Below are 5057 nucleotides of genomic sequence, written 5' to 3' on the forward strand. Positions count from 1 at the left end.
GCGGCGAATGGGCTATCCCTGACCTGCTCCGCAGGGGTTCCGTTTCCTCCCCACGGCTAAAGCCGGGGGTTTCCACGGAAGACATTCGATGACCGCCACGGACACGGGCGCGGTGGTGGCGATGATGGTGCGCGCGAGCTGGTACGCCTTGTCGAGCAGTTGCTCCGGCTCGTGGACGCTGTGCACCAGGCCGGCGGAGAGCGCCTCGGCGGCGTCGAACGCCCGCCCGCTGATCATCCAGTCGAGCGCGCAGCCCATCCCGACCAGGCGCGGAAGGAACCAGGTGGACGCGCCCTCGGCGTAGATGCCACGCCGGCTGAAGACGTACCCGAATCGGGCGTCGGTGGCGGCGAGGCGGTAGTCGGCCGGCAGGATGATGGTGGCGCCCGCGCCGACGGCCGCGCCCCGGATCGCGGCGATGACCGGCTTGTTCATCGCGAAGATCCGCATCGAGCAGCGGCCCGCGGGTTCCACCCACTCGGCGTCGGGGTCGTCGGGGGTGTCGCACTCCGTCACGGACATGTCCAGGCCGGCGCAGAAGTGCTCGCCCGTGCCGGTGAGGACGACGACCCGGACGTCGTCGTCGCGGTCGGCGCGGTCGAACGCGTGCGCGAGCTCGTCGGCCATCCGTAGCGTGTAGCCGTTACGCGCCTCGGGACGGTTGAGCGAGACCGTGGCGATCCGGTCGGAGACGGAATAGATGATCTCGCTGTACGTGTCCACGCCGGCACCCTAGAGCAAGGCCATCGCCCGCAGCAATGCTCGCCGGGTCGGCTGTTCGGTCATCGACCACTGTCCTGAGTAGACCCTTGTTCGACCGTTGTCGTTCGGGCAGACTTCCGCCGTGTCCTCCGGTGTCTTCGATCTCTACCGCCGCCATCTGGGCGAGGGGCTGGGGCGGGTTGCCGCCATGCTCCACACCCCGCTGGAGGTCGGCGCCACCGGCGCGGTGGTGCACACCGCGGACGGCCGCCAACTGCTCAACTGCGCCGGCTACGGCGTGTTCTTCGTCGGCGCCGGGCATCCGGTCGTGCTCGCAGCGGTGCGCGACCAGCTCGAACGGCAGGCCCTGTCCACCCGGGTGCTGCTGAACGAGCCCGCCGCCCGGGCCGCCGAGGCGTTGACCTCGGTGGCGCCGGAGGGGCTGGTCAAGGTGCACTTCTCCAACTCGGGCGCGGAGGCGGTGGAGACCGCGATCAAGATCGCCCGGGCGAACGGGCGGCACCGGCTGGTCTCCATGCACAGCGGCTACCACGGCAAGACGGTCGGCGCGCTGTCGCTCACCGCGCGGTCGCTCTACCAGGATCCGTTCCGCCCGCTGCTGCCCGACGTCGCCCACGTCGGGTTCGGCGACCTGGACGAGTTGACCGCCGTCGTCGACCGCGACGTCTGCGTGGTCGTGGAGCCGGTGCAGAGCGAGGGCGGGGTGATCATCCCCGAGCCCGGCTACCTGAAGGCGGTCGAGGCGCTGTGCCGCGACCGGGGGGCGATGCTCGTCCTGGACGAGGTGATGACCGGGCTGGGGCGGCTCGGGACGTGGTGGGGCGCGGACCGCGACGGCGTACGGCCGGACGTCCTGCTGGTCGGCAAGGCGCTCAGCGGCGGGCTGGTGCCGGTCGCGGCGACCCTGGCGACCGAGGAGGCGTTCGCGCCGTTCGACAAGGACCCCTACCTGCACACGTCCACGTTCTCCGCGAACCCCCTCGCGACGGCCGCGGTCCGCGCGACGGTCGGGGTGATCCGGGAGGAGAAGCTGGTCGACCGGGCGGCCGAGCTGGGCGCGCGGCTGCTCGCGGCGCTCACCGAGACGACGGTACGGTCGATCGGGCACCTGGTGGCCGAGGTACGCGGCGCCGGGCTGCTCATCGGCGTGGAGTTCCGCTCCGGCATGCACGCCGCGGAGTTCCTGATGGACCTGCTCGACAACGACGTGGTCGTCAACCACTCGATGAACGCGCACCCCGTGCTGCGGCTGACCCCGCCCGCCACGATGACGCCGGACGAGGAGGCGCGGCTGGTCGCCTCGGTCGGGCGGGCCTGCGCCGCCCTGGCCGCGCGTTTCCCCCCGGGAAGCGACTCGGCCGCATGACCCGGCGTACGGTCCTGGTCACCGGGGCCAGCGGCGTCGTGGGCACCGCCGTGCTGGCCGAGCTCTCCGGGCACGACGTGATCGCCGCGGCCCACCGGCGGCTGCCGGGCGGCTCGAACCGGGTCGTCAGGCTGGACCTGCACGCCCCCTCACTCGGGCTCGACCGCCGCGCCTACCGCGAGCTGTGTGCCGAGGTCGACGCGGTGGTCCACTCGGCCGCCATCGTCAACTTCTCCGCCGACCAGGCGGAGGTCGACCGACTCAACATCGAGGGTCTCGGCCGGGTCGTCGAGTTCGCCGCCGAGGCGGACGCGACCCTGGTCCACGTCAGCACCGCCTACGTGTCCCGGTACGGCCGGGCCGGCGGCGGCACCAGGCTGGGCACCGAGAAGGTGGCCGCGCGGACCGACGAGTACGTGACGTCGAAGTACCTCGGCGAGCGGCTGGTCCGCGACAGCGGCATCGACGCGGTGATCGTCCGGCCGGCCATCGTCATCGGCGACTCCCGCACCGGCGTCATCCGGCAGCCCCAGGGAGTGCACCAGCTCGCCGAGTACCTGGTGACCGGGAAGCTGCCGTTCATCCCGGCGCACCCCGGCACGTTCTTCGACCTCGTGCCGCAGGACATGGTCGCGCAGGCGATCCGCGCGGTGCTCGACGCCGACCTGCGCAAGGGCGACTACTGGCTGACCGCCGGGCCCGCCGGCATCCCGGTGGAGCGCTACCTCGACCTGGTGACGGAGACCGCCCGCGAGTGCGGCATGGACCTGCCCGACGGCCGGATCGCGGACCCGTCCATCGTGGACCGGCTGGTGCGGCCGGCGTTCGCGGACGTCCTCCCCCCCGAGGATCTGGCGCGGCTGGACGGTGTGGTGGCCGTCTGCGGGCTGGTCATCATCCCCGAGCTGCTGCCGACGTCGTTCGGCACGATTCCCGGCGGACCGGACGCGATGACCCCGGCGCAGGCCGAGGACGCGTGGCGGGTCAGCCTGCGTCACCTGATCCGGGGGTTGCGACAGTGATCCTCAACCCGAGCTGAGGAGGCCGCCTGCGATGCAGTGCTCGGTCATCGTGCACGCCCTGCTGCCCAGGGCAGACGCCAAGGAGTCGTTCGACCGGTTGGCCGACTTCGCCGCGTACCCGGAGTTCACCGACACCGTACGGACGGTCGGGGTGACCCGGATCAGCCCGACCCAGGTGGAGTCCACGTGGGAGGTGAACTTCCGCCGGGGCATCCTGGTCTGGACCGAACGCGACGAGATCGACGCGGTCAACCGCCGGATCGACTTCGAACAGACCAAGGGCGACTTCGCGACGTTCACCGGCTCCTGGCTGGTCGTCGAGGTCGACGAAGGGGTGCGGGTCGAGTTCGAGAGCCGGTTCGACCTGGGCATCGCCTCCCTGGCCAGCCTGATCGACCCGGTGGCGTGCGCGGCGATGCGCGACTCGATCCGGGACATCCTGCTCGGGCTGTTCGGCGCCGACATCGAGGTCACCGTGGTCGAGGCCGCCCCGCTCGGCTGAGCGACCGCAGGTCGCCTTCCAGTCGCCCGGGCGACTGGAAGGCGACCGTTCTCACGGCCGGGCGCGCTCCTAGTCGAGTAGTTCCGATGTCAGGGGTCGATGTCTGGGCATGAAGAGAGGGCGTCGATGATCATGTTGTGACGCAAGACCTCGACACCCTCTTGACCGCACTCTCGCGAAGATCGACGACACCATCCGGACGCCCCGGTGGCGGGGCAGACCACCGCTGCTGACCGACTCCGAACTGGTCTGCCTGGCCGTGGCCCAGGTCCTGCTCGACGCCCCCTCGGAGGCACACTGGATCCGCTACGCCCGGATCCATCTGCGCGGCATGTTCCCGTACCTGCCGCAGCGGCCGGGCTACAGCAAAGCGGCTACGCGCGGCGCTGCCGCTGATCAAGAAACGATCCGGGACCTGGCCCGCGACACCGACTTCTGGCTCGACAACCACTGGATCGTCGACCCACCCCGATCCCGTGCGGCATGTCCCGCCCGACCGTGCAACGCGACGCGCGGGTATCGCCGCCGACGACGCGGGGTCTGCGGGAATCGGCTGGTGGATGAACTCCACCGGGTGTGGAACCGTTGCATACGTGTACGGAATGTCCGACGACGTGCCGTTGAACCAGGCGGCTCCCGCTGATCGAGGAGGCACCACAGATGCAAGGCTCGACCGCCCATTCTATCCGTGGCGGCAGGATGGTGGCGCTCTGCGCTGGCCTGCTGCTGACCCAGCAGGCCTGCGCCGCCGACCCGGACGGAGAGCCGGCGGCATCGTCGACCGGCCCGACGTCAAGTGCCCCGGCCGGCGACCCGCAGGCCACGCCGTCGGCGACCACCGGTTCGCCAACGACGGGAGGTGGCGGCGGTGGAGATGGGGCCATCCTGCGGGGTGAACGTCAGGTCGTCATCGCACCGGTCGGTTCGTTCGAGTCGATCCTGGCCGTCGACGACAAGGGGCGGCTCAACCTGACCGACGGTTCGGCGGAGTACTCCCTGTTCGTCCTCGACCCGGTGGGCGGCGGCCGGCATCAGATCAAGACGGCGAAGGCCGGCAGCGGCGGTGAGTCCTTCTGCATGGGCCTGCGGGACAACGGCACCAGCCCGACCACCGTCGTGGCGGCCGGTTGCGACACGTCTGCGGCCGGGCAGCTCTTCACGCTGGAGCGGATGCGGGCCACGGACAAGCAGGGCCGCCCGACGTACGAGATCCGTGGTGACGGCGGTGTCCACCTGCGGACCATCGCCAGCAGCGGTCTGGTGGCCCAGCCCGCGGGTGACGGGGGGCCGGACACGACCTTCGCCTTCGTTGACAACGGCAAGGCCACGCTGCCGGAACTCGACTAGACGCAACGTCGCTCGGTTAAGGCGTTGTGGCGGCTGTCGAGGGGTGTGTCGCTCAGGCAAACAGAAGCGGAGTTCCGGTATTGAGGTGAGTCACTCC

General features: G+C 70.8%; 5 protein-coding genes. 4 read left to right on the forward strand and 1 reads right to left on the reverse strand.

Features of this window, described 5'->3' with window-relative positions; all coding sequences use genetic code 11:
- Window positions 1–12 precede the first annotated feature (12 nt).
- The gene (locus tag ACGFIZ_RS33965) at window positions 13–723 is read right to left on the reverse strand and encodes an enoyl-CoA hydratase-related protein (protein ID WP_393427374.1); all 711 of its coding nucleotides are present in this window, start codon (window positions 721–723) and stop codon (window positions 13–15) included.
- 121 nt (window positions 724–844) lie between these two features.
- Between ACGFIZ_RS33965 and ACGFIZ_RS33970 the strand changes: the two genes are divergently transcribed.
- The 4 genes from ACGFIZ_RS33970 to ACGFIZ_RS33985 all read left to right on the forward strand — a co-directional run bounded on the left by ACGFIZ_RS33970 (window position 845) and on the right by ACGFIZ_RS33985 (window position 4960).
- Window positions 845–2089, forward strand: coding sequence for an aspartate aminotransferase family protein (locus tag ACGFIZ_RS33970; RefSeq protein WP_393427377.1), 1245 nt, complete (start codon window positions 845–847; stop codon window positions 2087–2089).
- Complete coding sequence (locus ACGFIZ_RS33975) at window positions 2086–3111, forward strand: SDR family oxidoreductase (protein ID WP_393427379.1); 1026 nt, start codon at window positions 2086–2088, stop codon at window positions 3109–3111. Before ACGFIZ_RS33970 ends, ACGFIZ_RS33975 begins: the two co-directional genes overlap by 4 nt.
- 31 nt (window positions 3112–3142) lie before the next feature.
- A complete protein-coding gene (locus ACGFIZ_RS33980) occupies window positions 3143–3613 on the forward strand; it encodes a type II toxin-antitoxin system RatA family toxin (RefSeq protein WP_393427381.1) in 471 nt (156 codons plus the stop codon).
- Window positions 3614–4273: 660 nt separating this feature from the next.
- A complete protein-coding gene (locus tag ACGFIZ_RS33985; protein ID WP_393427383.1) occupies window positions 4274–4960 on the forward strand; it encodes an RICIN domain-containing protein in 687 nt (228 codons plus the stop codon).
- The last annotated feature ends 97 nt before the right edge of the window (window positions 4961–5057 follow it).

Origin of the sequence: Micromonospora sp. NPDC048830 (assembly GCF_043198215.1) — a bacterium.
GTDB lineage: Bacteria > Actinomycetota > Actinomycetes > Mycobacteriales > Micromonosporaceae > Micromonospora.